The organism is Chenggangzhangella methanolivorans (assembly GCF_019797865.1).
Classification (GTDB): Bacteria; Pseudomonadota; Alphaproteobacteria; order Rhizobiales; family Methylopilaceae; genus Methylopila; species Methylopila methanolivorans.
In genome coordinates this window covers 3786626-3813224 of sequence record NZ_CP081869.1, presented here as the reverse complement: position 1 = coordinate 3813224, position 26599 = coordinate 3786626, and the positions used below count along the sequence as shown (strand labels likewise).

The following is a 26599-nucleotide window of genomic DNA, read 5'->3' as shown; positions in this document are numbered from 1 at the left end:
ATCCGGGCGTCGCATCGCGTCGGCGGCGGTCGTCAGCCCTCCAGCGCCAAGTCGAGAATTCGAACGACGTGCAGCGCCTCGCGCGAGGCGCCGTCATGGATCTGGTGGCGGCAGCTGGTCCCGTCGGCGACCACGACGTCGTCCGGGCCGGCATTGCGCACCGCCGGCAGCAGCGAGAGCTCGCCCATGGCGATCGAGACGTCGATGGTCTTCGCGCCATAGCCGAAGGCGCCCGACATGCCGCAACAGCTCGACTCGATCGGTCGGACGTCGAGGCCCGGCACCGACTTGAGCGCCGCCTGAACCGCGCCCATGGCGTCGAAGGCCTTCTGGTGGCAGTGGCCGTGAAGATGGGCGACGCGGCCGCCCTGGTCTTTGAGCGGGAGTTCGGGTTTGTCGGCCGCGATCAGTTCCTCGATCAGCAGCGCGGCGTCGGCGATCGGCTGGACGTCGGCCTTCGGAAGCAGCGCGAAGAACTCGTCGCGGAGCGTGAAGAGGCAGGAGGGTTCGAGCCCCACGACGCGCGCGCCCTTGGCGACGTATGGCGAGAGCGCGTCGAGCGTGCGCCGCGCTTCCTTCCGCGCCTCCTCCACCATGCCGGCCGAAAGATAGGTGCGTCCGCAGCAGAGCGGCCGGCCTCGGTCCGCCGGTTCGACGCGGTGGACGCGATAGCCGCCGGCCGCCAGCACCCGCTCGGCGGCCTCGAGATTCTCGCGCTCGTAGTAGCGGTTGAAGGTGTCGCCGAAGAGCACGACGTCGCGGCCGTCGCCCTCGACGCGAGACGGATCGGACGGCGCGCCCTTCTGCGCCCAGGGGCGCCGCCACTGCGGCAGCGTGCGGCGGGCCGAGAAGCCGAGGAGCTTTCGGTGAGCTTCGCCGCGCCCGGCAGCCGGTCGCGCAGGTTCATGAGCCACGACAGTTTCGCCGCCCAGGGCGCATAGGCCGGCAGATGCGCGATCAGCTTCTCTTTGAGCGGCAGGCCGTTCTTGGCGTGGTAGGCCGAAAGGAACTCGATCTTCATCCGCGCCATGTCGACGCCCGTCGGGCAGTCGCGCCGGCAGCCCTTGCAGGAGACGCAGAGGTCGAGCGTCTCCTTCATCTCGTCCGAGGTGAAGGCGTCCTCGCCGAGCTGGCCCGAAATCGCAAGCCTGAGCGTGTTGGCCCGCCCGCGGGTGAGGTGCTGCTCATCTTTCGTGACGCGGTACGACGGGCACATGGTCCCGCCGGTCATCTTCCGGCAGGTTCCGTTGTTGTTGCACATCTCGACGGCCTGCCCGAAGCCGCCCTGCTCGGACCAGTCGAGCGCGGGCGTCGCGGGCGCGGGCGTCTCGTAGCCCGGCGCGAAGCGCATCAGTTCGCGGTCGTCGAACTTCGGGCCGCGGACGATCTTGTTCGGGTTGAGGTGGTTCTTCGGGTCGAACCCGTCCTTCACCTGCTCGAAGGCGCGGGTGAGCTTTGAGCCGAACATCGGTTCGACGAATTCCGAGCGCGAGATGCCGTCGCCGTGCTCGCCCGAGAAGCTGCCCTTGTACTTGCGGACGAGCTCGCAGGCCTCCTCGCCGATGGCGCGCATCTTCCGCGCGCCGTCTTCCGTCTTCATGTTGAGGATCGGGCGCACATGCAGGCAGCCCACGGATGCGTGCGCGTACCAGGTGCCGCGCGTGCCGTGCTTCTCGAACACGGCGGTGACGGCGTCGGTGTAGTCGGCCAGATGCTCGAGCGGGACCGCGCAGTCCTCGATGAAGGAGATCGGCTTTCCGTCGCCCTTCATCGACATCATGATGTTGAGGCAGGCCTCGCGCACGCCCCAGACATTGGCCTGCCGGGCGGGCTCCAGCACCTCGACGACGGCGTCCGGAAACCCGTGGTCGGCCATGCACTGGGTGAGCTTGAGGTCGAGCCGCAGCAGGTTCAGGTCGTCGCCCGCGAACTCGACCAGCAGCAGGCAGTTGGGCTTGCCCTTCGTGATGTCGCCGAGCGTGCGCTTGAACAGCGGGATGTCGGCGCCGAGCACCAGCACGTTGTTGTCCACGAGCTCGACGGCGACCGGCGCCAGCGCGACCAGGTGCTGGGTGGGTCTCCATCGCCGAGCGGAAGTCGGGGAAGTGGGCGACCCCCATCACGCGATGCTTGGGCAGCGGCGACAGCTGAAGCGTGATCTCGGTCGTGACCGCGAGCGTGCCTTCCGAGCCGACCAGCAGATGGCTGAGGTTCGGCCGCGCGGGCAGAAGTTCGTCGAGGTTTAGCCGCCGACGCGGCGCTGGACCTTGGGATAGATCGCCTCGATGTCGGCGCGGTGGGCGTCCGCGAGGCCGAGCAGGCGGGACATGAGATCGCGGGCGCGGGTCGAGGCGTTGTCGCCCACCGGCCCGTCGTCGAGCGAGAACGCCTCGCCGTCGTGGAACAGCGCGCGCATGCCGATGACGTTCTCGACAGTCTTGCCGTAGCGCAGCGACCGGGCTCCCGACGAGTTGTTGCCCGTCATGCCGCCGAGCGTGCAGCGGCTCTGGGTCGAGGGCTCGACGGGGAAGAACAGCCCGTCCTTCTTGGCGCGCGCGTTGAGATGTTCGAGCACCATGCCGGGCCGCACCGTCGCGGTCCGCGCTTCGGCGTCGAAGGCCATGAGCCCGTTGAAGTGGCGCGAGAAATCGAGCACCAGCCCCGCGCCGATCGGCTGGCCGTTCTGCGAGGTGCCGGCGCCGCGCGCGATGACGGGGACGCCGTGTTCGGCCGCGATCGTCAGCGCCGCCTGGACGTCGGCTTCGGACTTCGGGAAGACCACGCCCGCCGGCATGATCTGGTAGATCGAGGCGTCGGTCGAATAGCGGCCGCGGGTGAAGGCGTCGAACCGCGTCTCGCCTTCGAGCGCGTTGCCGAGCGCGCGTTCGAGGGCGGTGTTGCGGGTCAGCGATTTGAACGTGCCGTGCATGTGCTCAATCCAGTGGCGTCATCCCGGCCGCAGCGGAGCGGAGAGCCGGGATCGCTTTCAGCATGAGGCTCAAGCCGATGCGGAGGACGATCCCGGATCGGCGCTGCGGCGCCGTCAGGATGACGCCCTTGGCTTAGCGAGCTGCGCTCGGGCTCGCGCCGCCCGACGACTTGCCGCGTCCCTTGGCCCATCCGATGAGGTCTGAGAGTGGTCCCCAGAAGAGGAGGATGGCGGAGAGGACGACGAGCGTGGTGACGAGGCCGTTGGCCCAGAACACGTTGAGGCTTCCGCCCGAACCCAGCAGCGCCTGGCGGAAGGCGTCTTCGGCGCGGTCGCCGAGCACCAGCGCCAGCACCATCGGCGCGAGCGGGAAGCCGAGCTTCTTGAACACGTAGCCCACGACCCCGAACAGCAGCATTAGCCAGATGTCGAAGATCGAGTTGCCGACCGTGTAGGCCCCGATCGCGCACACCACCAGGATGATCGGAGCCACGATCGCGAACGGGATCCGCATGATCGCGGCGAAGAGCGGCACGGTCGCGAGCACGATCAGAAGGCCGGCGACATTGCCGAGATACATCGACGCGATCAGGCCCCAGACGAAGTCCTTCTGCTCGACGAACAGCATCGGCCCGGGCTGCAGGCCCCAGATCATCAGCCCGCCGAGCAGCACGGCCGCCGTCGCCGAGCCCGGGATGCCGAGCGCGAGCATCGGCAGCAGCGCGGCGGTGCCGGCGGCGTGCGCCGCGGTCTCCGGCGCCAGCACGCCCTCGATCTCGCCCTTGCCGAAATTGTCGCCGCGCTTGGAGAAGCGCTTGGCCAGGCCATAGCCCATGAACGAGGCCGCGATCGCCCCGCCCGGCGTCACGCCCATCCACATGCCCACGATCGAGGAGCGGATCAGCGTCGCCCAGTAGCGCGGCAGCCCGGCCCAGGTGCGCAGCACGACCTTGAGGTCGATCGCCGCCTTCTTGCCCTTGAACGCCAGGCCCTCCTCGACCGTGAGGAAGATCTCCGAGACGCCGAACAGCCCGATCACCACCACGAGGAAGTCGAAGCCGCGCATCAGCTCGGCGACGTCGAAGGTCATGCGCAGGTCGCCCGAGATCGTGTCCATGCCGACGCCGGCGAGCAGAAAGCCGATGCAGAGCGAGACCAGGATCTTGATGCGGTTGTCCTTGCCCATGCCGATGAAGGAGCAGAACGTCAGCAGGAACACGGCGAAGAACTCGGCCGGCCCGAACCTGAGCGCGAACTTCGCCACGAGCGGCGCGACGAAGGTGATGAGCAGCACGCCCGAGATCGCGCCGATGAAGGAGGCGGTGAAGGCGGCGGTGAGCGCCTCGCCGGCGCGTCCTTCCTGGGCCATCGGATAGCCGTCGAAGGTGGTGGCGACCGACCAGGCTTCGCCTGGAATGTTGAACAGGATCGAGGTGATGGCGCCGCCGAAGAGCGCGCCCCAGTAGATCGACGACAAGAGGATGATGGCCGACGTCGGGTCCATGCCGAAGGTGAGCGGCAGCAGGATCGCGACGCCGTTGGGGCCGCCGAGGCCCGGCAGAACCCCCACCACGATGCCGAGCAGCACGCCGACGATCATGAAGCCGACATTGTGCCAGGAGAGCGCGACCTGGAAGCCGCCGAGCAGCGCGGAGAAATCGTCCATCCGGGGCTCTCCTTCAGTAGCCGAACATGGCTTCGAGCGGCCCCTTGGGGAGCGGCACGAGGAACTCGATCTCGAACACGAAGAAGCAGACGAGCGGCACCAGCACCGAGGTCAGCAGGATCGTGTGCCAGCGCGCGCCGCCGACGATCGGCATGAAGACGGCGGTGAAGATCGCCGCCGCCACATAGATGCCGAGCGGCTCGACCAGCACGACGAACAAAGCGAGCGGCCCGAAGACCTTGGCCACCATCAGGAGCTGGGACCAGGTGGCGAAGATCGCCGGCGGCTCGCGGAACGCCTGGACCAGCAGGAAGAGCGAGCCGGCGAGGAAGATCCAGCCGACGCGCGCGGGAAAGAAGCCGCTTTCCGGCCCGCCGTTCCAGCCCGCGCCGCGGCCGTAAGAGTCGTAGAGCACCGCGGCCGCAAGCCCGATCAGGATCAGCGAGACCACGATCTCCACCGCCCGCTTCGACGGCCCGCGCGCGCCGGGATCGTCCGGCTGTTCGATGTCGGCTGAAAGGGACATGGGACTTCTCCGTCGGCGGCCCGTGTCGAGCCGGCTGCTTGGGAGCAGCGGGATTGCGTGCTTCGAGACGCCTCGGCCGATGGCCGAGGCTCCTCAGCATGAGGAGGGTTGCAGCCTGCCATCCTCCACGCGCCTCATGCTGAGGAGGCCGCTATGGCGGCCGTCTCGAAGCACGCAGTTGGGTCGCCGCAGGCTGCTCCCCTCGAGCGCTCGCGCTCAGTTCGTCGGCAGGAAGCCGGCCTTGCCCATGAGCTCCTTGTGCTTGGCCTCGTCGGCCGTGAGGAACTCCTCGAACGGCTTGCCGTCGCGGAAGTCGGGGAGCAGGCCGCTGCGCTCGAGGTAGTCCTTCCACTCGGGCGTCTCGACCGCCTTCTTGAACATGTCGACGTAGAAGGCCTGCTGCTCGGGCGTCACGCGGCCGGGCATGAAGATGCCTCGCAGCATGTTGTAGGTGAACTTGACGCCCTGCTCGCCGCAGGTCGGCACGTCCGACCACGACATGTCGTTGGCGACCTTGGTGGTGTAGCGCATCCGCTTTTCAGACAGCAGGCAAAGGGGCTTGGCCGTCCCGCCCTTGAAGCTGCCGATCTCCTCCGACGGGTTGCCGGTCGAGGCCTGGATGTGGCCGCCGGCGAGCTGCGTCGAGGTTTCGCCGCCCGACTTGTAGGGGATGTAGGCGAACTTGACCCCGGTCTCGGCGCCGAGCGCGAAGGTGATGAGGTCGTCCTCGCGCTTCGATCCGGCGCCGCCGATCTTGAAGGGCGGAGACGCGGTTTTGGCGGCCTCGATGAACTCGGTGAGCGTCTTGTAGGGCGCAGACCCTTGCGCCCAGATGAGAAACTCGTCCTGCGCCAGCATCGCGACCGGCGTGAAGTCGCGCCAGTTGACCGGCATCTTGGTCGAGAGCGGGGTCATGTAGATGCCGCTCGAGGTGGTCAGAAGCTTGTGCGGGTCGCGCGCGGACTTCTGGATGTCCATCATGGCCTCGCCGCCGGCCGCCGCCGGCTTGTTGACCACGATGACGGGCTGCGGCGACAGGCTGTGCTTCTGGATGAGGCCCTGGAGCGTGCGGGCCATCTGGTCCGAGGCGCCGCCGGGGCCGAACGGCACCACGATCTCGATCGGCTTGGTGGGCTCCCAGGCGTAGGCCGGGGCGGCGGTCACGCAGGCGACCGCGCAGGCCGCAGCGAAAAGCTGCTTCATCGTTTCATTCCTCCCAGATCCGGCGCTCTGGCGGCGCCTGGAACAGCCGACTTACCACGTCCCGGGGCCGCGCGTCGCCGACGCCGCGGCCCAAAGAAGCGGCGCTCAGTTGCCCGCGATGAAGCCGGCCTTGGTCAGGAGATCGCGGTGGCGCTCCTCGTCCTGCTTCAGAAAGGCGACATAGGCCTCGCCCTCGCGGAAGTCGGGAACGAGCGCGTTGCGGGCGATGTACTCCTTCCACTCGGCCGTCTCGGAGACCTTCTTGAACAGGTCGACGTAATAGGCCTGCTGGTCCGGCGTCACCCCGCCCGGCATGAACATGCCGCGGAGCATCTGGTAGGTGACGTTGAGGCCGAGGCTCGGGCAGGTCGGGATCTCGGACCAGCTTTTGTCCTCGGCGACCTTCTCGGTGTAGGGCAGCGCCTTCTCGGAGAAGATGCAGAGCGGACGCGTCTGGCCGCCGCGCCAGTTGGCGACGTCCTCGGCCGGATTGTTGGTGGTGGCCTCGAGATGGCCGCCTGCGAGCTGGGTCGAGGCCGCGCCGCCGCCGGTGTGCGGGATGTAGGCGAACTTCGCGCCGCTCTCGCGCTCCATCGCCACGACGAGGAGCTGGTCCTCGCGCTTCGACGAGGTGCCGCCGACCTTGAACGGCGGCGAGGCCTTCTTGGCGGCTTCGATGAAATCGGCCGGCGCCTTGTAGGGGCTGTCGGCCTTGACCCAGAGGCCGAAGGCGTCCTGCGCCATCATGGCCACGGGGGTGAAATCGGTCCAGGAGACCGGGAGCTTCGTGGTCATCGGCGTCATGAAGATGCCGCTCGAGGTGGTCAGCAGCCGGTGCGCGTCGCCCTTGGATTTCTGGATGTCGACCATGGCCTCGCCGCCGCCGGCCGCGGGCTTGTTGACGACCACGATGGGCTGCTTGGACAGGCCGTTCTTCTGGATCGCGCCCTGGATCACGCGCGCCATCTGGTCGGAGGCGCCGCCGGCGGAGAACGGGACCACGATCTCGATCGCCTTGGTGGGCTCCCAGGCGAAGGCCGGGGCCGCAAGCGCGCACGACGCGGCGAGAGCCGCCGCAAGCTGCTGCTTCATCGCTTTCACTCCCTCAAGCGAGGCGCTCTGACGGCGCCTTCAGGAGGACTGTAAGCGAGATCTAATTTGCATTCAAACTGAAAAAGGAAGAGTTCGCGTCTGCATATTATGCGACTGAAGTCTCATCCTGCGGGAGCGCGCCGGCGCCGTCGCTCGCGCCCTGATGGACGTCGAGCGCCGCGAGTTGCTTGTTGCGCAGGTGAAGGAACAGGATGTCGCTGAGCTCGCGGCCGTCGCGCCGGCGCAGCGCGTCGAGCATCGCCTCATGCTCGCGCATCGCCTGCCCCCAGCGGTCGCGGTGTTGGTCGAGATTGGCGGCGTAGCGCGTGCGCCGCAGCCGCGCGGACAGCGTGCGGTAGGTCTCGTCGAGCGTCGCGTTGCGGGCCGCCGCGACGATCGCGAGATGGATCGCCTGGTTGCAGCGGAAGTAGCCATGCAGGTCGCGGCGCAGGTAATAGCCGTACATTTCGTAGTGAAGCCGCTCGACCTCAGCGATCTCGGCCTCCTCGACCTTCTCGCAGGCGAGCCGCCCGGCGAGCGCCTCCAGACCCCCCATCACGTCGAAAAGCTCGTGGATGTCATGCGGCCTTAAGGGGCGGATGCGCGCGCCGCGATTGGGCAGGAGATCGATCAGACCTTCCGACGCCAGGACCTTCAGCGCCTCGCGCAGCGGCGTGCGGGAGACGCCGAAACGCTCGCAGAGGTCGCGTTCCGGCACGCGGGCGCCGTCCGCGAGATTGCCCTCGACGATGTAGTCGCGCAGCGCGACCAGCAGCTCGCCATGGAGGCTCGCCGGCGCGCGCGGCCGCTCGGCCTCGCCCGTCGGCGGCGTCGCGGGAGCGCCCGGAACAGGATGCGGCAACTCGTTCATATCTCACTGGATAGGCCAGGCTTGCGCATCTGTCGAGCGCCAGCAGGACACACCTTGCGTTCGAACGTGACTTGCAGGCTCCAAAAATGAATGCAAAAACAGGAGACCGAAGTCGCTCGGAAGCGGCGACGCGGAGAGGGAGAGCGTCCCATGACGCAGCGCGGACATCATTTCCTGAACATTCCCGGCCCGTCGCCGGTGCCTGAGCGCGTGCTGCGCGCCATGAACCGGCAGGGTGATCGATCATCGCGGACCGGACTTCCAGAAGCTCGGCCGCGAGGTTCTGGCGGGCTGCCAGGCGGTGTTCCAGACGAAGAGCCCGGTGGTGATCTATCCGGGATCGGGCACCGGCGCGTGGGAGGCCACGATCGTCAACACGCTCGCCCGGCGACCGCGTGCTGATGGTCGAGACCGGACATTTCGCGAGCCTTTGGAAGAAGATGGCGGACCGCTGGGGCGTCGAGGTCGACTTCGTGCCCGGCGACTGGCGCAGCGGCGTCGACCCGGCTCTGGTCGAGGCCAAGCTCTCCGAGGACAAGGCCCACGCCATCAAGGCCGTGGCGGTCGTGCACAACGAGACGTCGACGGGCGTGACGAGCCGCATCGCGGAGATCCGCAAGGCGATCGACGCGGCGAACCACCCTGCTCTCCTGCTGGTCGACTCGATCTCCGGCCTCGCCTCGGCGGATCTGCGGCACGACGAATGGGGCGTGGACGTCACCGTCAGCTGCTCGCAGAAGGGCCTGATGCTGCCGCCGGGCCTCGGCTTCACCGCGATCTCGGACAAGGCGCTCGCGGCGTCCAAGACCAACACCATGCCCCGCTCCTACTGGGATTGGGCCGAGATGATGAAGCCGAACGCCGACGGCTGGTTCCCTACACGCCCGCCACCAACCTGCTGTGGGGTCTCAACGAGGCGATCGCGATCCTGCTCGAGGAGGGGCTCGAGAACGTCTTCGCCCGCCACCAGCGGCTCGCCGCCGCGACCCGCGCCGCGGTCGAGGCTTGGGGGCTGGAGATCCTCTGCCGGAACCCCAAGGAATATTCGCCGGTGCTGACCGCGGTGATGATGCCGCCGAGCCATGACGCCGACGTCTTCCGCAAGATCGCGCTCGAAAAGTACGACATCTCGCTCGGCACCGGCCTTGCGAAGCTCCAGGGCAAGGTGTTCCGCATCGGCCATCTCGGCGAGTGCAACGAGCTGATGCTGATCGGCGCGCTGTCGGGCGTCGAGATGGGGCTCAGCGCCGCCGGCGTGCCCCATCGCAGCGGCGGCGTTCAGGCCGCGATGGCCTCGCTCGAGGGCGCCAAGACCCAGAACGCGCCGCTTCGCGCGGTGGCTGGCTGAGATGTAAAAGGGCGGCGCCCGCAAAGGACGCCGCCCTCTTCATTTCCAGAAATCTGGATCAACGAACTGCGTGCTTCGAGACGCCCGCTGGCGCGGGCTCCTCAGCATGAGGTTGGTTTGAGCGCTCCATGAAGCGCTAAGCCAATGCGCAGACCTCCCTCATGCTGAGGAGCCGTCCGCGAGGACGGCGTCTCGAAGCACGCGGTTCGGTCATGCCGTGGCCAACCAACGTCAGAAGTCGACGTCGGTCCCCTGCCCCGAGGCGCTCGCGCGCTCGGCGACTTTCGACGCGACCGCAAGATCCTGCAGCCCGACGCCGGTGCCGTCGAACAGCGTGATCTCCTCGTCCGAGGTCCGGCCCGGATGGTCGCCGTTGATCACGGCGCCGAGCTCCACGATCGCGTCCTGCTTGATGAGCCCCGCGGCGATCGCGTGCTGGCATTCGCCGATGGTGATCGACTGCGCGATCTCGTCGGTGAAGACGGTCGCCTTCGCCACGAGCTCGGCCTCGACCTCCTGCTTGCCCTTGGTGTCGGTGCCCATGCAGGCGAGGTGAACGCCGGGGCGCACCTGCGCTGCTTTCAGGATCGGGTCGAACGAGGAGGTGATCGTGATGATCACGTCGGCCTCGGCGCCCATCCGGTCGAGATCCACCGCCTCGAACAGCAGCCCTTTCTCGGCCGCGACGTCCTTCAGCTTCGTCAACGCCTCCGGCTCGATGTTCCAGCCGATGACCTTCTCGAACGCACGCTGCGCGAGCGCGGAGCGGAGCTGGAAGGTGGACTGGTGGCCAGCGCCGATCATGCCGATCACCTTCGCGTCCTTGCGGGCGAGATGCTTGATCGAGATCGAGGAGGCGGCGGCCGTCCGCAGCGCCGTCAGCAGGTTGCCGCCGATCACCGCCTTGCAGCGGCCGGTGTCGGCGTCGAACAGAAAGACGGTCGACTGGTGGTTGGTGAGGCCCTTGGCCATGTTGCCCGGCCAGAACCCGCCGGACTTCAGGCCAAGCGCCAGCGACTGGCGGTCGAAGCCCGACTTGAAGCCATAGAGCGCGTCCGCATGGCCGATGGCCTCGCGGATGACCGGGAAGTTGTAGGCCGCCTTCGAAGCCATCGAGGCGAACACGCTCTCGACGGCTTCAAAGCACTCGGCAGGGGTGATCAGTCCGGCGACGTCGCGCTCGGGAACGATGATCATGAGGGGTGACGCCTTTCGCTGATCAGTAGGCCTTGCCGCGGGCCGAGACCGGCCACACCGTCTCGACCTTGCCGTCGCGCACGCCCACATACCAGTCGTGGACGTTGCAGGTCGGGTCGCAATGGCCCGGCACGAGGCGCAGCTTCTCGTTGATGGCGAGCACGTTGCCCGAATCCTCGATGACGCCGTGCTCGTCGGAGCACTTGATGTACTTCACGTCCTCGCGGCCGAAGATGACGGGGAGGCCGGAGTCGACCGACTGGGCCTTGAGGCCGGCGTCGCAGATCGCCTTGCCGGACTTGGCGTGGCTCATGACGCTCGTGAGGATGAACAGCGCGTTCTCCCACTCGCCCTTGTCGATGCGCTCGCCCTTCTGGTCGTGCACGCGGCCGTAGTCGGCGTCCATGAAGGCGTAGCTGCCGCACTGCAGTTCGTTGAAGACGCCCGAGCCGGTCTCGAAATAGTAGCTGCCGGTGCCGGCGCCGCTCACGAGCTCGCATTCGAGGCCGACCGCCTTCAGCGCCTCGACCACGCCGGTCACCTGGGCGACCACGGCGTCGGTCTTGGCCTTGCGCTCCTCGTAGGACACGATGTGCTGCATCGCGCCCTGATAGGCCTGGAGACCCGCGAAACGCAGGCCTTCAGCGGCGTCGATGGCCTTGGCGATCTCGACCACTTCCGGCGGAGTGACGACGCCGCAGCGGCCTGCGCCGCAATCGACCTCGACGAAGCAATCGAGCTGCGTCGCGTGCTTCACGGCGGCGGCCGACAGATCTTTCACGTTCGTCACGTCGTCGACGCAGACGATGATGCGCGCGCCGTATTTCGGCAGGCGGGCGAGACGGTCGATCTTGGCCGGATCGCGCACCTGGTTGGATACCAGAATGTCCTTGATGCCGCCGCGGGCGAAGACCTCCGCCTCCGACACCTTCTGGCAGCACACGCCGACCGCGCCGCCGAGCTCCTGCTGGAGCTTCAGCACGTCGACGGACTTGTGCATCTTGCCGTGGGCGCGGTGGCGGATGCCATGGGCCTTGGCGTAGTCGCCCATCTTCTTGACGTTGCGCTCGAGCGCGTCGAGGTCGAGCACGAGGCAGGGCGTGGAGATCTCGCTCTCGTCCATCCCCGGCAGGGCGGGAACGTCGAAGCCGACCTCGAGGCCTTCGAACTTCGTTTCCATCTTCATGTCGTCGTCTCCTTCACAGCCAGGGCAGCTTGTCGAGATCGACGTTGCCGCCCGTCAGGATGACGCCGACGCGCTTCTGCGCGAAGACGTCCGGGTTTTTCAGGACCGCGGCGAGCGGAACCGCGGATGACGGTTCGACCACGATCTTCATGCGCTTCCAGATCAGCTTCATGGCGTCGACGATCTCCTGCTCGGAGACCGTCAGGATGTCGGTCACATGGGACTTCACGAAGCGCCAGGTGAGGTCCTTGAGCGGCACGCGCAGGCCGTCGGCGACAGTCTCGGGCGCGTCGTCGGCGATGATGTGGCCGGCCTTGAAGCTTCGCGCCGCGTCGTCGGCCTGCTCGGGCTCGGCGGCGTAGATCTTGATGTTCGGCGCAAGGTTGGAGAGCGTCAGGCACGTGCCCGACACCATGCCGCCGCCGCCGATGGGCGCGATCACCGCGTCGAGACTTTCGACGTTCTCGATCATCTCCTTCGCGCAGGTGCCCTGCCCCGCGATCACCCGCGGGTCGTTGTAGGGGTGCACGAACTCGGCGCCGGTCTCGGCCACCACCTCGGCGAACGTCGCCTCGCGCGACGTCACGGACGGCTCGCATTCGACCACCCGCGCGCCGTAGCCGGCGACCGCGTCCTTCTTCGCTTGCGGGGCAGTGCGCGGCATCACGACGGTGCAGGGGATTCCTCGCCGGCCCGCCGCATAGGACAGGCACGTGCCGTGATTGCCGGAGGAATGAGTGGCGACGCCGCGCGCGGCCTCGGCGTCGGACAGCCCGAACACGGCGTTCGACGCGCCGCGAGCCTTGAAGGCGCCGGCCTTCTGCAGGTTCTCGCATTTGAAGAACAGCTGCGCGCCGGCGAGGCCGTCGACGTGGCTCGACGTCAGCACCGGGGTGCGATGGACATGCGGCTTGATGCGCTCGTGAGCGGCGAGCATGTCGTCGAGGGTCGGGATGATCATCGGTCGCCGCTCCTTGAAGCTCCGAGCGTTTCGAGGCCGGCCGGCCCCCATGCGGCGGGCCTCCGGTCGCAGGCCACGGCGCGTCGAAGGCCGCTCACGCGCTGCTTGGTATCACGCCGCTCCAGATCGCCAAATGATTTTGCATTCATTTTTTGACGTCGATCGGCGCCGATCGATCAGATCGGTCAGTTCAATGGGACGAAGCCGAGGCTGATCCAGCCCCGGACGTGGCCGCGAGGGTGAAATTCCGCGCATCCGCATTCAAAGCTTCGCGAAATCGGGCCGAGCGCATAATGCAAACGCCGCCGATCGGCGGAACGCCCGCCGCGGCATGGCGGATATGCCGGAGCCTATCCCACGCGCACGGGATCGAGGACGAACGCGGTTCGCTCCGCCAGCTCCCCGACCTTCGAGACATAGTCCCGGAAATGCGGCGTCTCGCGATGGGCCGCGACCGCGTCGGCGTCGACATAGAGTTCGTCCAGCACGAAGCGGTTCGGGTCCGCTTTGTCCCGCCACACGTCCCAGCGCAGCGAGCCGGGCTCCGCGCGACTTGGCTCCGCCATTCCCAGAAGCAGGGCCTCGAGCTCCTCCGCCCGGCCGGGCCGGGCGATCAGGACGGCGACGATCTTGGCGGCGGGCATCTGAGGCCTCAGGTTCAGGCGGACTGGGCGGTCCAGGGCGTTTCTGGCACTGGCGTCACCGGGCCCTTGCCGTCGAACCAGGTCTCGAGGTTCGCGACCGTCAGATCCGCCATCCGCTCTCGCGTCCAATGGGTGCCGGAGCCGACATGGGGCGTCAGCACGACGTTGGCGAGCCTGCCGAGCTCCGGCATGTAGGCCGGCTCGCGCTCGAACACGTCGAGGCCGGCGGCCAGGATCCCGCCGGACGTCAGCGCATCGACCAGCGCCGCCTCGTCCACCACCGAGCCGCGCGCGACGTTGATCAGCACGCCGTTGGGGCCGAGCGCCTTCAGGACCTCGGCGTTCACCGCTTTGTTGGTCGCCGCCCCGCCCGGCAGGATGACGATCAGCACGTCGCAGGCCTGCGCGAGACCGAGGAGATCGGGAAAATGCCGATAGCCGAGCCCCTCGACCGGGCGGCGCGAATGATAGGCGATCGGCCGCCCGAAGGGCTCGAGGCGCTTCGCCACCGCCTGGCCGATCCGCCCCATGCCCGCGATCCCGATCGTGCGGTCGCGCAGCGTCGCGGTGAGGCGGAACGGGCCGCCGTTCCAGCCGCCCGAGCGCAGGTAGACGTCGGACTGCGGGATCTCGCGGATGGTCGCGAGCGTAAGGCCGACGGTGAAGTCCGCGACCTCGTCGGTCAGCACGTCTGGCGTGTTGGTGACGACGATCCCGCGCCTGGCGGCTTCCGCGACGTCGACGCTGTCATAGCCGACGCCGAAGCCCGACACGATCTCGAGCTTCGGCAGGCGATCCATCAGCGCGGCGTTGATGGGCAGGCGGCCGCGGGTGACGATCCCGCGGATCTCCGCTCCGCGCTCGGCGAGCAGCGCGTCAGGCCCGTCGGCGCCCGTCGCAGCAGTTCGAAGCGCCGCCCGAGGTCGCGCTCGGAATTGCCCATCAGCTCGCCGAGGACGAGCAGGGGTTCGCGGCGGGCGGCGTCGGACATGCGGGCGTTCCTTGAAAGACGGGCGAGAGGCGCCGGCTATTCGGCCAGCGCCTCCTCGCGCTTGCGCGCGATCTTGGGCGAGAACATCGCGATCAGCAGGGCGGCCACGACCGCGAGGATCACGGCCGAGATCGGCGAGGTGAAGAACACGCTGACGTCGCCGTCGGCGATCAGCATGGCGCGGCGGAAGTTTTCCTCGAGCTGGGGACCGAGCACAAGGCCGAGCAGCAGCGGCGCGGGCTCCACGCCGATCTTGATGAAAAAGTAGCCGATCGCCGCGCAGCCCAGCATGAGCCAGACGTTGAACATGCTGTTGGAAATGCCGTACGCGCCCACGCAGCAGAACAGCACGATGGCCGGAAACAGCAGCCGGTAGGGGATCTTCAGCATCGAGATCCACATGCCGATGAGCGGCAGGTTGATGACGAGCAGCATCAGGTTGCCGACCCACATCGAAGCGATCAGGCCCCAGACGAGCTGCGGCTGCTCGGTCATGATCTGGGGGCCGGGCTGGATGCCATGCATCATCAAGCCGCCGATCATCAGGGCCATCAGCGCGTTCGACGGAATGCCGAGCGTCAGCAGCGGGATGAAGCTCGTCTGCGCGCCGGCGTTGTTGGCGCTTTCGGGCCCCGCCACGCCCTGGATCGCGCCCTTGCCGAACTGCGAGGGATCCTTGGCGAATTTCTTCTCGAGCGCATAGGCCGTGAAGGGCGGCAGAGCCGCGCCCCCGCCCGGCAGCACGCCGAGGAACGAGCCGATCGCGGTGCCGCGCACCATTGCGGGAAACGCGGTCTTGAGATCCGCCCAGCTCGGCAGCAGACCCGTGACCTTCCTGGCCACCACCTGCCGGTCGGTCGGGCGTTCGAGATTTGCCGCGATCTCCCCGAGGCCGAACAGGCCCATGGCGATCGGAACGAAGTCGAGCCCGTCGGCGAGCTGCGGGAAACCGAACGTCATGCGCTGCGCGCCCGACGAGACGTCGATGCCGACGATTCCGAGGATCAGCCCGAGCACGATCATCGCAAGCGCCTTGGCGACCGAGCCGTGGGCGAGCACGACGGCCGCGATAAGGCCGAGCACCAGCAGCGAAAAATATTCGACCGCCGTGAACTTCAGCGCGAGCGAGGCGAGCGGCAGCGCGAGCACGGCGATCACGATGGTCGCGACCGTGCCGGCGAAAAACGATCCGATGGCGGCGATCGCGAGCGCGAGGCCGGCCTTGCCCTGCTTCGCCATCTGGTGACCGTCGATGCAGGTGACGACCGAGGAGGTTTCGCCCGGGACGTTGACGAGGATCGCGGTGGTCGAGCCGCCATATTGCGCGCCATAGAAGATGCCGGCGAGCATGATGAAGGCGGTGGGCGGCGCGAGCCCGAAGGTGAAGGGCAACAGCAGCGCCACCGTCGGCACCGGGCCGATGCCCGGCAGCACGCCGATCGCGGTTCCGATCAGCACGCCGAACAGGCAGTAGGCGAGATTGACGGGCTCGGTCGCGGTCGACAGGCCGATCAGGAGATTTGCGAAAAGGTCCATGGCCTCACCAGAAGCCGACGGGAAGCGGCAGCGACAGCGCCTTGACGAAGAGCAGCGCGGAGGCCGCCGCGATCGCGAGCGCGAAGGGAATGATCTCGAGCGCCTTGGTCTCGCGGCTCCCGAGCGCGGCGATGACGACGGTCGCCGCCGCCGCGACCACGATGCCGCCCTTCGCGCCGAGCAGCGCGAAGGCCGCGATCGCGGCGAGGAGGCAGGCGAGCGGGCGGACCTGCGGCGCCTCGATCGGCTCGCCGCCCCGCGTCAGCCCGCGGACGGCGAAGAACAGCCCGAAGGCCATCGCCATTCCGGCGAGCGCGCGCGGCATGAAGCCCGGCCCCATGTCGGCGGGCGTGCCGAAGGCGAGGTTGCGGGTCGCCCAGAACACGAGGCACGCGACCGCGATCAGGAACGCGCCGAACAGCGCGTCCTTCAGGTCGAAGCGGCTGGTCACGGGCTTACTGGCCCTTGATGCCGGCGTCGGCGATCACCTTGCCCCAGCGCTCGGTGTTGGTCTTGAGCCAGGAGCCGAGCTCCTCGCCCGACCCGCCGACCACCCGGCCGCCCTGCTGCTTGATGCGATCGACGACCTCAGGGCGCCTCAGGATCTCGTTCATCGCGGCGTTCATCGCCTGGACGCGGTCGGGCGGCGAGCCCGCGGTCGTCATCAGGCCTTGCCACGAGCCGGCGTCGGCCTGCGGCAGCTTGGCCTCGGTGAAGGTCGGCAGGTCGGGCGCCGCGGCGTTGCGCTGCTCGCCCGTCACCGCGAGACCCTTGAGCTGGCCGTTGGTGACGAAAGGCAGCGTCGCGGTCGCGCCGTTGATGATGAGCTTGCTCTCGCCGGAGACCACGGCCTGAGTCGCCGCCGCGCCGCCCTTGTAGGGCACGGTCTTCCACTGGATTCCGAGTTCTTTCGCCATCGCCACCGCGGTGATGTGGTTCACCCCGCCGATGCCGGAATTGGCGACCGCAAGCTTGCCGGGGTTCGCCTTGACGTAGGCGAGAAGGCTCGGCACGTCCGTGACGCCCTCGAGCTTAGGGTTCACCGCGAGCACGTAAGGCGAGAACATCACCATCGTGACGGGCGCGAGATCCTCGAGCGGCTTGTAGCTGAGGTCGGGGAAGAGGCCCGGGGCCGAGGCCACGGTGCCGACGTCGGTCAGCAGATAGGTCTGGCCGTCCTTGTCGGCCTTGGCGACCGCGTCCGCGCCGATGTTGCCGGCCGCGCCCGGCTTGTTCTCGACGACGACCGTCTGGCCGATCTTTTCCTGCAAGAGCGGCGCGAAGATGCGCGCGAGCGTGTCCGACGTGCCCCCGGGGGCGTAGGGCACGATGATGCGGACGGTGCGGTCGAAACCCTGGGCGAAACCGGGGACCGGCAGCGCGAGGGCGGCGGCGAGCGCGCACAGCCCCGTCGTCGCCATGCGGCGGGTGATCTTCATGGACGTCCTCCCAAACGCTGCGTTTCGCAGACTGTTTGACCGGAGCGTCGAACCACGGACCTTTTCTGTCCATGTCCATTCGGGCATCGATCGATGCTTAGATTGAATTGCTGGACCTTGAAACGAAGGCGGTGTGGCTCGATCGGGACGCGCCGGCCCCTCGGCCGGCGGGGGCGTCAGATCGGAGCGCGCGGCTTCTGACGGAAGGCGAGGCTACCAAAACGCATCATGGTGATCGGCCGCGTCCGGGGCGACCTCCTGGTGCCGTTGCAGCCAATCGGCCACGACCTCATGCGCCTTCGAGCCGTCGCGCGGACGGTAGATCAGCACGTCGCCTTCGTCGGGATTGAAGTCCACGATCTCGTCGAAGTCGTCATAGTAGAAAATGTCGGCTCCCGCGCCGCCGATCAGCGTGTCGGCGCCCGCGCCGCCCCTGAGCACATCGGCGCCGTCTCCGCCGACGATCAGGTCGTCGCCGCCGCGCCCGCGAAGAACGTCGGCCCCGCCAAGCCCGTTCAGGACATTTGCGCCGCCGTCGCCCGCGAGTTGGTCGTCGAAGCCCGACCCCGTGACGTTCTCGACCTTGCTCAGGACGTCCGTCGCCGCGGCCCCGCCGTTCACGCCGCTTCGCAGGTCGATCGTCACGCCGGAGCGCTCGAACGCATAGGAGATCTCGTCGATCCCGCTTCCGCCGTCGAAGCGGTCGAAGCCTGCGCCTGCGATGACCGTATCGTTCCCGCCGCCGCCGAACGTCTCGACGCCCCCGGATGCAGACCTGTCGAAGCTCGTCGAGCCGTCGACGACGTCGTCGCCTGCGCCGAGCGAGAGCCTCCTCGATCCCGCTTCGACCACCTGGGCGTAATTGACGACGTCATCGCCCGCGCCGCCGCTGAGCCGGCAGAAGAACAATCCTAGATCGATCGTGTCGTCGCCGGCGCCGCCGTCGATGTAGGACGCTCCCCCAAGCTGAACGATGTGGTCGTCGCCCGTCCCGCCGTAGAGATGTTCGGACCCGACGGTCGATCGCCGCGTGGTCCCGTAGATCAGGTCGTCGCCGCTTCCGCCCCTCGCTTCGAAGGAGGAGGCCCCGTGAAGCGTGTCGTCGCCGGCGCCGCCGCGGATGGCGCGCAAGTTGATCGAACCGGTGATCTCGTCGTCTCCGCCAAGGCCGTAGACCGTGAACTCCCAGCGGGAGCCGCCGCCCTCATAGACGTAAACGTCGTCTTCCCGGGTCAGATAGACGCCGGTCGGATCGCGGCCGGACGCCGGGTCTGCGGCTGGAGCGCCCATGTGGTCCAGATCGGTCATCGCGAGGCCTTCCGTCGAAGCGCGACGCGGGGATCGGCCCGGCCGCCCGCAAAGACGCCGCACGGCATCATCGGCGGCCGCGGGCATGTCCGCCATGGCCCCGTTCGGCGATCCGCTTACCTCATCTGGTCAGAGCCACGCCCCCGACGGCGACGCGAGGGGCGAAAGCAACGCGCTCGCCGCATGACAGCCACGCGCGGCGCTCCTGCGGAAGTCGCTAGACTCCTATTAGATAGCTTCCTATTTATTAGGTCATGTCGAAACCCATCGATCCCGCAGACGCCGCCGAGTTCGGCTACCAGCTCGCCTTCGCGGCCCGCCGCTGGCGGCGCGAGCTCGACGACGCGCTCGGCGGATCCGGCCTCACCGACGCGAGCTGGCGCCCGCTCGTCCATCTCGGACGGCTGGGCGAAGGCGCGCGACAGAGCGATCTCGCGCGCTCGCTCGGCATCGAGGGCCCGTCGCTCGTGCGCCTGCTCGACCGGCTCGCGGCCGCGGGCTTTCTCGAACGGCGCGAGGACGCTTCAGACCGCCGCGCCAAGACGCTGCACCTGACGCCGGAGGGCCGCCGGCTGGTCGACCGCCTGCGTGCCGTCGTCGCCGACGTCTGCGCCGCCATGGTGGAGGACGTCGCGGAGGAGGACTTCGCGGCCTGCATGCGCGTCTTCGCCCGCCTCGGCGCGCGCGCCGAGAAATCCGCGAGAGACGCGGCGTGAGCGCCCCCGACCCGAAACAGCTGATCTTCGCCGCGCGCACCACCGCGGCGGCGCTGCTGGCGGCCTTCATCGCCTTTCTCGTGCACCTGCCGCAGGCCTCGACCTCGATGATCACCGTCTTCATCGTGTCGCAGCCGCTCGCCGGCATGGTGCTGTCGAAGTCGCTGTTCCGCGGCGCCGGCACGGCCGCGGGCGCGGTCGCGGCGATCGCCTTCACGAGCGCCTTCTCGAACGCGCCGGAGCTGTTCGCGCTCGCGGTCTCGCTCTGGATCGGCGGATGCGTGGCGGCCTCGGTCTATCTGCGCGACGCGCCGGCCGCCTATGGCGCGATGCTGTCGGGCTATTCGGTCGCGATCATCGCCTTTCCCGCCGTCGAGGCCCCGGACACGATCTTCCAGGCGGCCCTCGATCGCGGCTCGGAGATCATGGTGGGGATCGCCTGCGCGACCGTGCTCAGCCAGATCGTGTTCCCGCAGAGCGCGGCCGACACGCTGAAGGCCGCGACGCTTTCGGTCGTGTCCTCCGCCTCGCGCTGGGCCGCCGACACGCTGCGCGGCCGCCCCGACCCGGCGGCGGTGCTTGCCGACCGGCGTGCGCTCGTCGCCAAGGTCACGGCGCTCGACGGGCTGCGCGTCCAGGCCTCGTTCGACAGCCTCGAGACGCGCCGCTCCAACCGGGCGCTCAGGCTGCTGCATGCGCGCATCGTCAATTTCCTCGCGCTGCTGGTCTCGATTCACGACCGGCTGGAGATCCTGCGCGCCGAACGTCCGGCTGCGCTCGAGCGGATGGAGCCCCTGCTCGCTCAGGCCGCCGACGCGATGTCGCCGGAAGCGGGCGCTGACCGGCGGGCGGCGGCCAAGGCCGCGCTCCTGTCGGCCACGCCGGACTTCGAGGCGCTCGCCGCCGACCGCGCGCGGCTGATCGAGCGCACCGTGCTGCTGCGGACCGCAGACCTCGTCGCCCTGCGCGACGATCTCGACCGCGCCCGGCCGGCAGGCGCAGGGGACGGCGACGACGCATCGCTCACCATCGCGCGCTACCGCGACCACGGCCTCGCCTTCGTCGCCGGCCTCTGCGCCTTCGTCGCGGTCGGCGCGGTCTGCGCCTTCTGGATCGCGACCGGCTGGAAGGACGGCGCAGGCGCGGCGATCATGACGGCGGTGATGATGAGCCTGTTCGCGCAGGCCGACGATCCGTCGGCCGCCGCCGGAGGCTTCTTCAAGATGACCGCGGTCGGCTCCGTGGTCGCCGGCGCCTACGCCTACGCGATCTTGCCGGGCCTCGAGGGCTTCGAGGCGCTCGCTCTCGCGCTCGCGCCCTTCCTGTTCGCCGCGGCCTACGCGATGACCATCCCGCGCTACACGCTGCCCGCGCTCGCCAGCGCGCTCGGCGCGCTCAACGCCATGGGGCTCGTCAACGTCATGACGCCCGATTTCGCAAGCTTCGCCAACGGCGCGCTCGCCCAGCTCTTCGGCATTGGGCTTGCGGCCGCGCTGCTCAGCGCGCTTCGGCCGATCGGCGCCGCCTGGCCCGTGGCGCGCCTGACCTCGGGCCTTTACGCCGACCTCGCCGAGGCGGTGGCGGGCCGCAGCGCGCCGAGCCGCGTCGCCTTCGAGAGCCGGATCCTCGACCGGGTCGACGGCCTGATGCGTCGGCTCGACCTCTCGGATCCGAACCAGCTCGCGCTCGAGCAGGGCGCGCTGGCGAGCATCCGGATCGGCCTCAACGCCATCGCGCTGCGGGGCGTCGCGCGCGACCTGCCCGACGAGGTCTCCGCGCCGCTCGTCTCCGCGCTCGCCGCGACGGCGCGCCATTTCCGGCGGCTCGCCCGCGGCGAGGCTTCCGCGCCCCCGCTCGCCGAGCTCGACCGGGCGCTCGACGCCGCGCTCGACGCCCGCCTCGCGGACCGCCCCGACGCCGCCGACGCGCCGGTCTGGATCGCGGCGCTGCGCGGGGGCCTGGCCCATCACCCGCGGATGTTCGGCGAGGCGGAGCCGACGCCTGCGCCCGAACACGGGCCGCTGAAGGAGGCCGCCTGATGATCAAGGAAGTCGATCTCTTCGGCGTCTTCGTGCCGCCGCTCATCGCCTATGCGGTCCTCGCCGCGCTGATCTGGCAGCCGATGCGCATGGTCCTCGAGCGCGCCGGCTTCTACCGCGCGGTCTGGCACCCGGCGCTGTTCAACCTCGCGGCCTACGCGATGACGCTCGCCGGCGTCGTGGCCCTGCTGAAGTGAGAAGGATCTTCGAAATGCCGTGGTGGAAGGCGGGACTTCGGGTCGCCCTGACGCTCCTCGTGGTCGCGGGCGGGATCGCCGGCGGCGTCTATGTCTGGCGCGCCTATATGGACGATCCCTGGACGCGCGACGGCCGCGTGCGCGCCGACATCGTCCGGCTCGGGGCCGACGTCTCGGGCGCCGTGACGGAGGTGCGCATCCATGACAACGAGGTGGTGAAGAAGGGCGACGTGCTGTTCGTGGTCGATCAGGCGCGCTTTCGCCTCGCGCTCGACCTCGCCCATGCGACCGAGGCCGGCAAGCAGTCCGACCTCGAGCAGAAGCGCCGCGAGGCCGACCGCCGCGACAAGCTCACCAGCGCGGCGCTGTCGGAAGAGTCCAAGGAGCAGGCCCGCGCGGCGGTCGACGCGGCGGACGCCGCCATGCGCGCCGCCGTCGCCGATCGCCAGAAGGCCGAGCTCGACCTCGCCCGCACCGAAGTGCGCGCGCCGGTCAACGGCCACGTCACCAACCTCCTGCTGCGGCCGGGCGACTACGTCTCCCCGGGCAAGGCGGTGGTGGCGATCGTCGACTCGGATTCCTTCTACGTCGCGGGCTATTTCGAGGAGACCAAGATCGCCCGCATCCATACGGGCGACGTCGCGACGGTGCGCCTGATGGGCCGTTCCGACGACCTCAAGGGCCGGGTCCAGAGCGTCGCCCGCGCCATCGTCGACCGCGACAACGCAGCCGGCGACGACCTCATCGCCAACGTCAATCCGAGCTTCTCTTGGGTCCGCCTCGCCCAGCGCGTGCCGGTCCGCATCAAGCTCGACGCGACGCCCGACGACCTGGGGCTGACCGCCGGACTCACCGCGACGGTGGTGATCACGCCGTCCGGAGCCGAGGGCGCCCGCCAGCCGTAAGGCTTGCTACCCCTCCGCCGCCTCGGAGACGCCCGCGCGCGGATCAAACAGCGGAACGCGCGCCACGAACCGCGCGCCGCCATGGGCCGAATCCTCGATGGCGAGCGTCGCGCCATGGGCGTCGACGAGCGCGCGAACGATCGCAAGGCCAAGCCCCGACCCGCCCGTTCGGCGGTTGCGCGAGGTCTCGAGCCGCACGAACGGCTCCAGCAGCTCGGCGCGTTTGTCCGGCGGAACTCCGGGCCCCTCGTCCTCGACGGCGAGCGTCGCGATCCCGTCCGCGACGCGCAGCCCGACATGCGCGACGCGGCCATAGGCGACGGCGTTGTCGATGAGGTTCGAGGCGATGCGGCGAAGCGCGACCCGGTCGCCGAGCACGAGCGCCTCGCGGCCGTCGGACGAGAAGGCGACGGGCGCGCCGAGCGCCTGCCGGTCCTCGACCTCGCTGCGGACGATGGCGTCGAACTCGACGAGCTCCTGGACCAGCTCCCCGGCGCCTGCGCGGCTTGCGAGCAGCGCGTCGTCGAGCAGGCGGATCATGTCCGCGATGTCGTTTTCGGCGCGGGCGCGCTCGGCCTCGTCGGGGATCTGGTCGAGCTGCAGCCGCAGCCGCGTCGCGAAGGTGCGCACGTCGTGCGAGATGCCGCCGAGCAGCGCCATGCGGGCCCGCAAAAGCGTCGCGAGCCGCTCGCCCAGCCGGTTGAAGGCCGCGACCAACGCCTGGACCTCGGGCGCGCCGCGCCGCGGGACGGGTATCGGCGTGTGAGCGTCGAGCAGCTCCATCTCGTCGACCGCCGAGGCGAGGCGCGCGATCGGCCGCGTCTCGCGCTGCATGATGATGAGGGCGACCAGCGCGATCAGCGTTCCGATGAGACCGGCCCCGAGCCCGACCGGCAGCCCGAACCGCGTCACCGCGACCGGCCCGCGCGTCTTAAACATCAGCGTCGCGCCGTCCGCGAGCCCGACGCGGAGCTCGAGCGCAGGCGCGGCGTAGACGAAAAGCTTGGGGAAGAGATGCTCGCGCGAGGAGGCCGAGTCCAGGCTCACAGAGAGCGGCCGCCCGCCGAGCGCGGCGGCGTAGGGCTCGAGCCAGTCGCGATCCGTCCGGCTCGGATCGAGCGCTGCGCCCGGCGCCGCGAGGCTCGCCCGCAGCGCCTCCGAGCTCACCGCCGAGAGCGCGAGATCGCGGTCCGCCGGCGCGGTCCGCTCGATCAGCTCGACGATCGCGGCCACCCGGGCCGGCGAGGGCCGCGCCTCGACGGCGGCGGCGTCGAACCCCTTGTAATAGATGATCGCGGCCAGCAGCCAGGCGGCGAGCAGCGCGCTCACCATGATGGCGCCGATGCGCGTCGCGAGGCTGAGCCGTCCTCTCACGACGCCGACCTCACGACGGCCGAGAACAGGTACCCGCCGTTGCGCACCGTCGCGATCAGCCCGGGCGCGGCGCCGGCGCTTTCGAGTTTTCGGCGCAAGCGCGAGACCAGCATGTCGACGGTCCGGTCGTAGGGTTCGGACGCGCGCCCATGGGTCCATTCGAGGATCTGGTCGCGGGTGAGCACGCGCCGCGGCCGCTGCACGAAGCAGGCGAGCAGCTCGAACTCGGCGCTGGTCAGCGTCATCGGTTCGCCGCCCGGCTCGAAGGCCTGGCGGGCGTCGACGTCGACCGAAAAGCCGTCGAAGGCGAAGCGGCGCGAGGGCGGCGCGGCGGGCCTGGCGTCGGCGCGGCGCAGCAGCGCGCGGACGCGCGCCACCAGCTCGCGCGGGCCGAAGGGCTTCGCGAGATAGTCGTCCGCCCCGACCTCGAGGCCGATCACGCGGTCGATCTCGTCGTTCCTGGCGGTGAGCATCAGGATCGGCAGCCAGTCGCCCGCGCGCACGCGCCGGCAGATCGAGAGGCCGTCCTCGCCCGGCAGCATCAGGTCGAGGATCATCAGGTCCGGCCGCCGGAGCGCCATGGCGGCGTCCATCGCCTGCCCGTCCTCGACATGGGCGACCTCGTAGCCCTCGCGGCGCAGCAGGTCGCCGACCATGCGGCCGATGTCGGGATCGTCCTCGACGATGAGGATGGCGGCGGCGCTCATGGTCCCTACTTGTCGGCGCCGCATCGGCGGACCGCAAGAGCGTCTTGCGATTTTTACAAGCCGTTACACGTCGTGACGAAACGCGACGCTTTGGCGCCGGGGCGTGATCGGCGCGTGACGCCGCGACGCCAGTCTCCTCCCCATCGCCGGCCGCTCTTCGGGTCGGCCCCAGGGAGACCTGTTCTCATGACCAAGATCTTCGCCGCCTCGGCCTATGTCGCCGTCATGTCCTGCGCCATCGCGACCGAAGGCGCCTTCAGCCGCCAGCCGGAGGCCTCGTCGAGCCACGCGGCCGTCCATGGCGGCCGCAAGGACGAGACGCGCCTCGCCTCCGCCTCCGACGACTGGGGCTCGGGCCGCTTCGCCGAACTCTCGCGCACCGGCGCGAACGAGACCACCGCGGTCCGCGCGCCGTCGCGCTGACCCCAGCCGATCCTCTCGGAGACTCCGATGTCCGACTCCATCGTCATGGCGATGGATCCGGCGGTGCGCGCCACGATCTTCGGCGCGGCCGTCGGCTTCATGGCCCTCGAATACGGCGCGAGCCGCCTCGCCCATCGCCACGAGGAGACCCACGACCTCGCCGAAACGGCGGCCTCGTTCGGGGTCGCGCTCGGCCAGAACGTCGTGCGCCTCGTCGAGGCCGGCCTCGTGGCCGCGCCGTTCGCGCTGCTCTACGAACACCGGCTGTTCGAGATCGACGCGGCGACGCCGCTCGGGCTGCTGGCGCTCTTTCTCGCCGTCGAGTTCGCCTATTACTGGCGCCACCGCGCCTCGCACCGCATCCGCTGGATGTGGGCGACGCATTCGGTCCACCACTCGGCCACCAAGCTCAACCTCACCGCGGCGGTCCGGCTCGGCTGGACCGGCGCGATCTCGGGGACCTTCCTGTTCTTCGCGCCGCTCGCGCTGATCGGCTTCCACCCGATCGCGATCGTCGCGACGCTCGGCGCGAACCTCCTCTACCAGTTCTTCGTCCATTCCGAGCTCGCGCCGAGGCTCGGGCCGCTCGAATGGGTTCTCAACACGCCGACGCATCACCGGGTGCACCACGCCTCGAACGCGTCGTGCCTCGACAAGAACTACGGCGGCCTCCTGATCGTGTTCGACCGGCTGTTCGGCACCTTCGCGGCGCCGCCTGCAGAACCGCTCCGCTACGGCCTCGTGGGCGGAACGCGGAGCCTCAATCCGGTCCGGATCGCGCTCGGCGAATGGGCCGCGATGTTCGCCGACGCGCGCCGCGCCCGCACGCTGAAGGGCCGCCTCCGCGCTCTGTTCGCGCCGCCCGGCGCCGTGATCGAGCCCGACGCGCCGCCGGCCCTCCCGTCCCCGAACCGTCCCGCCATCGAGGAGACGCGCGCATGAGCGAGGTCGTCCGCCTGTCCGCCCGCATCGTCGGGCGCTGCTGCTGTCCTTCTCCCTGATGCTGCCGACGATCGTCGGCGCGCTCTCGGACCCTGCGTCGCCTCGGCAGGCCGAACTCGTCTGCCCCGACGAAAGCGACCCTCAGACCGACCCCGACACCGAAGACTTCGCGCCGCGGATCGACACCGTCGCGGCGTGCATCGAGCTCCTGCCGGAAGAGACGACGCCCGAAGACGACCCTCAGGCCGCTTCCGCGCACGAGACCCGCATGGCGGCGAACGACCGCCTGCGGGAGGAGGCGCCGTGATCCCCCGCCACGCCGCCTCCCATCGACGAGGGCCTTAGACCCGCCCTCCTCCGCGCGCCTCGCCGGCGGTTCCCCCCACCTCGGCCGGCGAG

Annotated in this window: 23 protein-coding genes and 2 pseudogenes; 8 read left to right on the top strand and 17 right to left on the bottom strand. The window is 69.3% G+C overall.

Annotation, left to right across the window (positions count from 1 at the left end; all coding sequences use genetic code 11):
• Window positions 1-32: 32 nt before the first annotated feature.
• From K6K41_RS19960 to K6K41_RS19935, 6 genes and pseudogenes are all read right to left on the bottom strand, one after another.
• A pseudogene (locus K6K41_RS19960) lies at window positions 33-2929 on the bottom strand (FAD-binding and (Fe-S)-binding domain-containing protein).
• A gap of 133 nt (window positions 2930-3062) precedes the next feature.
• A complete protein-coding gene (locus K6K41_RS19955; RefSeq protein WP_261401949.1) occupies window positions 3063-4595 on the bottom strand; it encodes a tripartite tricarboxylate transporter permease in 1533 nt (510 codons plus the stop codon).
• A gap of 13 nt (window positions 4596-4608) precedes the next feature.
• Window positions 4609-5121, bottom strand: coding sequence for a tripartite tricarboxylate transporter TctB family protein (locus K6K41_RS19950; RefSeq protein WP_261401948.1), 513 nt, complete (start codon window positions 5119-5121; stop codon window positions 4609-4611).
• Window positions 5122-5337: 216 nt separating this feature from the next.
• Complete coding sequence (locus tag K6K41_RS19945) at window positions 5338-6324, bottom strand: tripartite tricarboxylate transporter substrate binding protein (protein ID WP_261401947.1); 987 nt, start codon at window positions 6322-6324, stop codon at window positions 5338-5340.
• Window positions 6325-6429: 105 nt separating this feature from the next.
• Window positions 6430-7416: a tripartite tricarboxylate transporter substrate binding protein gene (locus tag K6K41_RS19940; RefSeq protein ID WP_261401946.1), complete on the bottom strand. Its 987-nt coding sequence runs from the start codon at window positions 7414-7416 to the stop codon at window positions 6430-6432.
• Window positions 7417-7522: 106 nt separating this feature from the next.
• On the bottom strand, window positions 7523-8287 hold the full coding sequence (locus tag K6K41_RS19935) for a GntR family transcriptional regulator (protein ID WP_261401945.1): 765 nt from the start codon (window positions 8285-8287) through the stop codon (window positions 7523-7525).
• Between the two features lie 150 nt (window positions 8288-8437).
• On the opposite strand from K6K41_RS19935, the pseudogene K6K41_RS19930 reads away from it, so the two are divergent.
• Window positions 8438-9635 (top strand): annotated as a pseudogene (locus K6K41_RS19930) (pyridoxal-phosphate-dependent aminotransferase family protein).
• Window positions 9636-9866: 231 nt separating this feature from the next.
• Here K6K41_RS19930 and bhcD read toward each other — a convergent pair.
• From bhcD to K6K41_RS19885, 9 genes are all read right to left on the bottom strand, one after another.
• Entirely contained in the window at window positions 9867-10832 is a 966-nt protein-coding gene (gene bhcD, locus K6K41_RS19925) for an iminosuccinate reductase BhcD (RefSeq protein WP_261401944.1), read from the bottom strand.
• Window positions 10833-10854: 22 nt separating this feature from the next.
• Entirely contained in the window at window positions 10855-12018 is a 1164-nt protein-coding gene (bhcC, locus tag K6K41_RS19920; RefSeq protein WP_261401943.1) for a 3-hydroxy-D-aspartate aldolase BhcC, read from the bottom strand.
• A gap of 13 nt (window positions 12019-12031) precedes the next feature.
• Window positions 12032-12979: a beta-hydroxyaspartate dehydratase BhcB gene (gene bhcB / locus K6K41_RS19915; protein ID WP_261401942.1), complete on the bottom strand. Its 948-nt coding sequence runs from the start codon at window positions 12977-12979 to the stop codon at window positions 12032-12034.
• A gap of 350 nt (window positions 12980-13329) precedes the next feature.
• Window positions 13330-13623 (bottom strand): putative quinol monooxygenase, encoded by a 294-nt coding sequence (locus tag K6K41_RS19910; RefSeq protein WP_261401941.1) that lies wholly within the window; start codon window positions 13621-13623, stop codon window positions 13330-13332.
• Window positions 13624-13637: 14 nt separating this feature from the next.
• On the bottom strand, window positions 13638-14654 hold the full coding sequence (locus K6K41_RS19905; RefSeq protein ID WP_428978608.1) for a 2-hydroxyacid dehydrogenase: 1017 nt from the start codon (window positions 14652-14654) through the stop codon (window positions 13638-13640).
• Window positions 14651-16150 carry a tripartite tricarboxylate transporter permease gene (locus tag K6K41_RS19900; protein ID WP_261401940.1) on the bottom strand — a complete coding sequence of 500 codons (1500 nt, stop codon included), beginning with the start codon at window positions 16148-16150 and terminating at the stop codon, window positions 14651-14653. Before K6K41_RS19900 ends, K6K41_RS19905 begins: the two co-directional genes overlap by 4 nt.
• A 4-nt stretch (window positions 16151-16154) precedes the next feature.
• Window positions 16155-16601: a tripartite tricarboxylate transporter TctB family protein gene (locus tag K6K41_RS19895; protein ID WP_261401939.1), complete on the bottom strand. Its 447-nt coding sequence runs from the start codon at window positions 16599-16601 to the stop codon at window positions 16155-16157.
• Between the two features lie 4 nt (window positions 16602-16605).
• Window positions 16606-17589 carry a Bug family tripartite tricarboxylate transporter substrate binding protein gene (locus K6K41_RS19890; RefSeq protein ID WP_261401938.1) on the bottom strand — a complete coding sequence of 328 codons (984 nt, stop codon included), beginning with the start codon at window positions 17587-17589 and terminating at the stop codon, window positions 16606-16608.
• 213 nt (window positions 17590-17802) lie between these two features.
• On the bottom strand, window positions 17803-18897 hold the full coding sequence (locus K6K41_RS19885) for a calcium-binding protein (RefSeq protein WP_261401937.1): 1095 nt from the start codon (window positions 18895-18897) through the stop codon (window positions 17803-17805).
• A 254-nt stretch (window positions 18898-19151) separates the two neighbouring features.
• Here K6K41_RS19885 and K6K41_RS19880 point away from each other — a divergent pair, with 254 nt between their 5' ends.
• The 4 genes from K6K41_RS19880 to K6K41_RS19865 are packed head-to-tail and all read left to right on the top strand — an operon-like array spanning window position 19152 to window position 22754.
• Window positions 19152-19613 carry a MarR family winged helix-turn-helix transcriptional regulator gene (locus K6K41_RS19880; RefSeq protein WP_261401936.1) on the top strand — a complete coding sequence of 154 codons (462 nt, stop codon included), beginning with the start codon at window positions 19152-19154 and terminating at the stop codon, window positions 19611-19613.
• On the top strand, window positions 19610-21652 hold the full coding sequence (locus K6K41_RS19875) for an FUSC family protein (protein ID WP_261401935.1): 2043 nt from the start codon (window positions 19610-19612) through the stop codon (window positions 21650-21652). The genes K6K41_RS19880 and K6K41_RS19875 overlap by 4 nt, the downstream gene beginning before the upstream one ends.
• Window positions 21652-21849 (top strand): DUF1656 domain-containing protein, encoded by a 198-nt coding sequence (locus tag K6K41_RS19870; RefSeq protein WP_261401934.1) that lies wholly within the window; start codon window positions 21652-21654, stop codon window positions 21847-21849. The genes K6K41_RS19875 and K6K41_RS19870 overlap by 1 nt, the downstream gene beginning before the upstream one ends.
• Window positions 21850-21863: 14 nt before the next feature.
• Complete coding sequence (locus tag K6K41_RS19865; protein ID WP_261401933.1) at window positions 21864-22754, top strand: efflux RND transporter periplasmic adaptor subunit; 891 nt, start codon at window positions 21864-21866, stop codon at window positions 22752-22754.
• Between the two features lie 6 nt (window positions 22755-22760).
• Here K6K41_RS19865 and K6K41_RS19860 read toward each other — a convergent pair whose 3' ends face one another.
• Entirely contained in the window at window positions 22761-24128 is a 1368-nt protein-coding gene (locus K6K41_RS19860; protein WP_261401932.1) for a sensor histidine kinase, read from the bottom strand.
• Window positions 24125-24835, bottom strand: coding sequence for a response regulator (locus K6K41_RS19855; RefSeq protein ID WP_261401931.1), 711 nt, complete (start codon window positions 24833-24835; stop codon window positions 24125-24127). Before K6K41_RS19855 ends, K6K41_RS19860 begins: the two co-directional genes overlap by 4 nt.
• A 186-nt stretch (window positions 24836-25021) precedes the next feature.
• Here K6K41_RS19855 and K6K41_RS19850 point away from each other — a divergent pair, with 186 nt between their 5' ends.
• Genes K6K41_RS19850 through K6K41_RS19840 form a run of 3 tightly spaced genes read left to right on the top strand, consistent with a single transcriptional unit; the run spans window position 25022 to window position 26507 of the window.
• On the top strand, window positions 25022-25258 hold the full coding sequence (locus K6K41_RS19850; protein ID WP_261401930.1) for a hypothetical protein: 237 nt from the start codon (window positions 25022-25024) through the stop codon (window positions 25256-25258).
• A gap of 27 nt (window positions 25259-25285) precedes the next feature.
• Complete coding sequence (locus tag K6K41_RS19845; RefSeq protein WP_261401929.1) at window positions 25286-26200, top strand: sterol desaturase family protein; 915 nt, start codon at window positions 25286-25288, stop codon at window positions 26198-26200.
• 58 nt (window positions 26201-26258) lie between these two features.
• Window positions 26259-26507 carry a hypothetical protein gene (locus tag K6K41_RS19840; protein WP_261401928.1) on the top strand — a complete coding sequence of 83 codons (249 nt, stop codon included), beginning with the start codon at window positions 26259-26261 and terminating at the stop codon, window positions 26505-26507.
• Window positions 26508-26599 lie beyond the last annotated feature (92 nt).

Excerpts from the sequence above, each read along its gene's own strand:
- K6K41_RS19840 (WP_261401928.1), top strand. The coding sequence starts at position 26,259 with ATGCTGCCGACGATCGTCGGCGCGCTCTCGGACCCTGCGTCGCCTCGG.
- K6K41_RS19945 (WP_261401947.1), bottom strand. The coding sequence starts at position 6,324 with ATGAAGCAGCTTTTCGCTGCGGCCTGCGCGGTCGCCTGCGTGACCGCC.
- bhcB (WP_261401942.1), bottom strand. The coding sequence starts at position 12,979 with ATGATCATCCCGACCCTCGACGACATGCTCGCCGCTCACGAGCGCATC.
- K6K41_RS19900 (WP_261401940.1), bottom strand. The coding sequence starts at position 16,150 with ATGGACCTTTTCGCAAATCTCCTGATCGGCCTGTCGACCGCGACCGAG.
- K6K41_RS19935 (WP_261401945.1), bottom strand. The coding sequence starts at position 8,287 with ATGAACGAGTTGCCGCATCCTGTTCCGGGCGCTCCCGCGACGCCGCCG.
- bhcD (WP_261401944.1), bottom strand. The coding sequence starts at position 10,832 with ATGATCATCGTTCCCGAGCGCGACGTCGCCGGACTGATCACCCCTGCC.
- K6K41_RS19940 (WP_261401946.1), bottom strand. The coding sequence starts at position 7,416 with ATGAAGCAGCAGCTTGCGGCGGCTCTCGCCGCGTCGTGCGCGCTTGCG.
- K6K41_RS19885 (WP_261401937.1), bottom strand. The coding sequence starts at position 18,897 with ATGACCGATCTGGACCACATGGGCGCTCCAGCCGCAGACCCGGCGTCC.
- K6K41_RS19850 (WP_261401930.1), top strand. The coding sequence starts at position 25,022 with ATGACCAAGATCTTCGCCGCCTCGGCCTATGTCGCCGTCATGTCCTGC.
- K6K41_RS19870 (WP_261401934.1), top strand. The coding sequence starts at position 21,652 with ATGATCAAGGAAGTCGATCTCTTCGGCGTCTTCGTGCCGCCGCTCATC.
- K6K41_RS19890 (WP_261401938.1), bottom strand. The coding sequence starts at position 17,589 with ATGAAGATCACCCGCCGCATGGCGACGACGGGGCTGTGCGCGCTCGCC.
- K6K41_RS19910 (WP_261401941.1), bottom strand. The coding sequence starts at position 13,623 with ATGCCCGCCGCCAAGATCGTCGCCGTCCTGATCGCCCGGCCCGGCCGG.
- bhcC (WP_261401943.1), bottom strand. The coding sequence starts at position 12,018 with ATGAAGATGGAAACGAAGTTCGAAGGCCTCGAGGTCGGCTTCGACGTT.
- K6K41_RS19845 (WP_261401929.1), top strand. The coding sequence starts at position 25,286 with ATGTCCGACTCCATCGTCATGGCGATGGATCCGGCGGTGCGCGCCACG.
- K6K41_RS19950 (WP_261401948.1), bottom strand. The coding sequence starts at position 5,121 with ATGTCCCTTTCAGCCGACATCGAACAGCCGGACGATCCCGGCGCGCGC.
- K6K41_RS19880 (WP_261401936.1), top strand. The coding sequence starts at position 19,152 with ATGTCGAAACCCATCGATCCCGCAGACGCCGCCGAGTTCGGCTACCAG.
- K6K41_RS19855 (WP_261401931.1), bottom strand. The coding sequence starts at position 24,835 with ATGAGCGCCGCCGCCATCCTCATCGTCGAGGACGATCCCGACATCGGC.
- K6K41_RS19955 (WP_261401949.1), bottom strand. The coding sequence starts at position 4,595 with ATGGACGATTTCTCCGCGCTGCTCGGCGGCTTCCAGGTCGCGCTCTCC.
- K6K41_RS19865 (WP_261401933.1), top strand. The coding sequence starts at position 21,864 with ATGCCGTGGTGGAAGGCGGGACTTCGGGTCGCCCTGACGCTCCTCGTG.